Consider the following 3459-nt stretch of genomic DNA (forward strand, 5'->3'; position numbering starts at 1 on the left):
GGATTCCGACATCGACCTAGCAGTTGAAGGTCTTTCGCCAAAGGAATATTTTCCGGTCCTCGCCCGCCTGAACAGGGAACTGGAGCGAAACGTCGACCTCATCGATCTGGATACCTGCCCTGCGGCACTGAAGGAGGCCGTCCAGGAAAGGGGGATTCTCCTTTATGAGAGACCGGAACCGGCTGCTGACCCTTGCCAGCGAACTGCAGGCCCTGGTTAACGAGATCGAGACAATTACCCGGCAAGGCAGAGAATGGCTGGCGACCAGGAGCAGCAACCCCGACATCTACGACCTCCGGGCAGCAGGAAGCATCCTGCATGATTTCTATACAGCTCTCGAAGACGGGTTTGAGCTGATCGCGCAGGTGATCAACGGAGGCTGCCCCCGGGGCGAAGACTGGCACAGGCGCCTTTTGCAGAGCATGGCCCTTGACGTGCCAGGAGTACGCCCTCCCCTGCTCACAAGGGAACTGGTCCAGGAACTGGATGAATACCTGCGTTTTCGCCACGTTTTCCGGAATGTTTACGGCCACCACCTGGAATGGGAAAGAATCGCGCCCCTCATGCAAAACCTGGCCCAGGTGTCAATTCGAACGTGCCGGGCGGTTGAGCGCTTTGGTAAGTTCCTGACCAGGCTGGCCGGAGAGTTAGATGAGAGTTAGAGCGTGGGATAAATGGATACAAAGTTGTGAAGGATAACCGTGAGGCGAGGTTGCAGCAAGGCTGCGGAGGCGAAGAAAAGAGAACCCCCCGGGGTCGCCCCCGGGGGTTCGTTTTTGCCTGGCTCAAAACGGTGGTGCAGGCGGCTTGGAATTCTAGTGCAGGGCTAGATGCGGTTGAGGCTGGAGAGCACCTGCTTCGTCATCACCGTCGCCTCGGCGCGGGTGGCGTTGGCCAGCGGCACGATGGTCGCCGCCGTGCGGCCCTTGATGATCCCTTCCCTGACGGCAACGGCCACAGCCTCCACCGCCCAGCCGCCGATGCTCGGAGCGTCGGTGTAGGGGCCGAGGAGCTGCTGGATCTCCTGCCTGCCGATGGCGACATCCTTCCCGCCGTACCTGAGGGCATTGACGATCATCGCCGCCATCTCCTGGCGCGTAATCTTCCCTGCCGGGCGGAAGGTGCCGTCGGGGTAGCCTTTGAGCAGGCCGGCCTCTGCCGCGGCCTCAACGGTGCCGAAGTACCAGGCGCCTGGCGCCACGTCCCTGAACCTGCCGGCCGCAGGCTTCATCTCGGCGATGCCCAGGGCCTTCACGAGCAGTGTCGCGAACTCCGCCCGCGTCACCGTGGCGTCCGGGGCAAAGCGGTTGGCGCCGACTCCCTTGACAATGTGCTTCGCCGCCATCAGCTCGATCACCTGGCGCGCCCAGTGGTCGGTGGTGTCGGCAAAGGCGACCTGGTACGTCATGAGGGCGTAAGAGCTGAAGGAGGAGAGTTCGACTTCAACGGCGTTCTCGGCTGCCAGGACCCTGCCGCCCACGTAGGCAAGGGTGGTTCCGGCGATCCGGTAGACGCCGAGGTAAGCCTCGGGCACGCCCTTGAGGTCAGCCTCACCGTACGGCAGGCGCAGCCTGAGGGCCTTGTTGAAGCTCGTGATCGGGACCGGCTCCTTCCCCTCAACCTTCGCCGCAACGCTCAGGTCGAGCACCGGCCCCACCAGGTTCAGGCCCCTGTTCTCGGGACGCGCCAATGCCAGGGCAACGTTCCCCTGCGTTGCCTCCGGTGCCTCCTTGACGGCAACGGCCACCTGGACCTTTTCGCCGGTCTTGCGGAGTTCTCTAAGGGCAGGCACGTCAAGGGCCTGGGGCGGAATGGTGATCTGTGCTGTGGGCGCCTGGACCACGATGGCCTTCCCGGCTTCGGCCGCGAGGGCGAGTACTGCCGCCGGGATCTGGACGGCGTGTTCCTTGATTCCTGCTGCGGTCGGGATCTCTAAAACGAGCTGGTTCTGCGCGGGGTCCTGGAGAACGGCCGTCACCTTGGTCTCATCAACGGCCAGGGTCGCGGTTCCCGCCTGCGTGTCTACAACGGCTGTTCCGGTGGGAGTTTCCTGCGCGGGTGGAGTGGGTGCCGGCGCTGGTCCACCTCCCCCGCTGCTTTCAGGTGGTGGCGCCTCCACGTTCAAAGTGATCGTTTTAAGTTGTTGGCTATCTTGGTATACCAACAAACTAAAAGCATGGGGCAAAATATCGGCGAATGCATAAACCCAATTGTAAACCAGTTGATATACGGTACCATATACGTTATCATAGGCGCTGCTGTATACCGTGTCTCTCGCATAGACCGTTTTGAGGACATTTACTCCATCTTTAATTTGAAACCAAATACTTTGGAACTCCGCGGCCGTAAGAGGAAATATTTTGATCGTCAGCTCCACCTGCGTTTTTGCGCTGTTGGTTCTTAAAGTTGCTGTATCTGATTGCCAGACATCCGACTTATCCTTGACTTGAACAGTTTTAGAAGCGTATGCTGCCGGAGCACCAACCCCAAAGGTCAGCGTTACCAGGAAGGCGAGGAAAACCACGAGGGCGATGTTGCCGAGGAGGGTACGGTTGGTGCGAAGTATGCCCATATCCTTTTTCACCCCCTTTCTGCGAGTTTTTTCGAAAGAATCGGAGACAGAAAGCTGCCGGAGCGCTGCCTGAATCTGGCACAGCTTCCGGTGCAGTAATCCTATTGCAAAATTATACCACAAACGAGTCCGGAAGCACACTGGTTTGCTAAAAATTTTTCTGAGTCCGGACTCCGGCCTTATTTTATAACCTATTCTGACTTTCTTCCGAAATTCCTGCTAATTCGTTCCTCAACCGGCAAACTACCGGGAAGAAAATCGAGCAAAAAGCTATTTTAAATTGCGGCAGCGCAGGGCGAAGGCGTGCCTCTCCCGCAGCAGGCTCACAACCTTCGCCAGGTCCTCCTCCGGGAGCTTCCGCAGATCGTCCGTTCCGGTATATTCCCTGATCATCTGCCGGATCTGGCTCCTGCTGTAGCCAACCCCCCGCAGGAGGTCCCGCCACCTGCCGATCTCTTCCAGGAGCTCGTTTTTCACAGGCGCTCACCCCCCGGCCTCCAGAGCATCGTAAATCTTTGTGAGATTTTCGTCCTAAATTGTCATACCATTTTTGTAAACATCTGGCATTACGCAACCAAAGTATTCGACGCCGGAGCGGCCCTGTCCTGCTCAGCCTGCTCGTAAAATTCTTCACTTTTGCGACAATCTTCGGCATTGCGCCGGAGGGGAGAAAAGGCCCAGACAAAAGGCTCCGGTTTTTCCCGGAGCCGGAAGTACGTTATATTGCTTTCCCTGACCCTGTTTGAAAATCTTTCTCTAAAAGCGGAGGAGGGCTGCGATGCCGCCCATTTCCCGGAGGCGGGGCTGGTTGTGGCGGATCACCTCGATGAGCGCCCCCTGGTTCACGGCGCGCTGGACGAGAAAGTCGACGAAATTGGAAACGGCTT

4 protein-coding genes are annotated in these 3459 nt (G+C 58.5%); 2 read left to right on the forward strand and 2 right to left on the reverse strand.

The window, feature by feature from the left end; genetic code table 11:
- Both HPY90_RS15450 and HPY90_RS15455 read left to right on the forward strand, forming a co-directional pair.
- Nucleotides 1–220, forward strand: a 220-nt coding sequence (locus HPY90_RS15450) for a nucleotidyltransferase family protein (RefSeq protein ID WP_287195816.1), incomplete at its 5' end; no start/stop codon positions are given.
- Nucleotides 165–662, forward strand: coding sequence for a ribonuclease toxin HepT-like protein (locus tag HPY90_RS15455; protein WP_287195818.1), 498 nt, complete (start codon nucleotides 165–167; stop codon nucleotides 660–662). The genes HPY90_RS15450 and HPY90_RS15455, both read left to right, overlap by 56 nt.
- Before the next feature lie 164 nt (nucleotides 663–826).
- On the opposite strand, the gene HPY90_RS15460 is transcribed toward HPY90_RS15455, so the two are convergent.
- Together HPY90_RS15460 and HPY90_RS15465 are read right to left on the reverse strand one after the other, a co-directional pair.
- Nucleotides 827–2584: an S-layer homology domain-containing protein gene (locus tag HPY90_RS15460; RefSeq protein WP_287195820.1), complete on the reverse strand. Its 1758-nt coding sequence runs from the start codon at nucleotides 2582–2584 to the stop codon at nucleotides 827–829.
- Between the two features lie 258 nt (nucleotides 2585–2842).
- Nucleotides 2843–3049 carry a hypothetical protein gene (locus tag HPY90_RS15465; RefSeq protein WP_287195822.1) on the reverse strand — a complete coding sequence of 69 codons (207 nt, stop codon included), beginning with the start codon at nucleotides 3047–3049 and terminating at the stop codon, nucleotides 2843–2845.
- Between the last annotated feature and the right edge of the window lie 410 nt (nucleotides 3050–3459).

The organism is Syntrophothermus sp. (genome assembly GCF_013314835.1).
Lineage (GTDB): Bacteria > Bacillota > Syntrophomonadia > Syntrophomonadales > Syntrophothermaceae > Syntrophothermus > Syntrophothermus lipocalidus.

Bases quoted from the DNA above. Each gene is read 5' to 3' on its own strand.
- HPY90_RS15455 (WP_287195818.1), top strand. From the start codon at position 165: ATGAGAGACCGGAACCGGCTGCTGACCCTTGCCAGCGAACTGCAGGCC.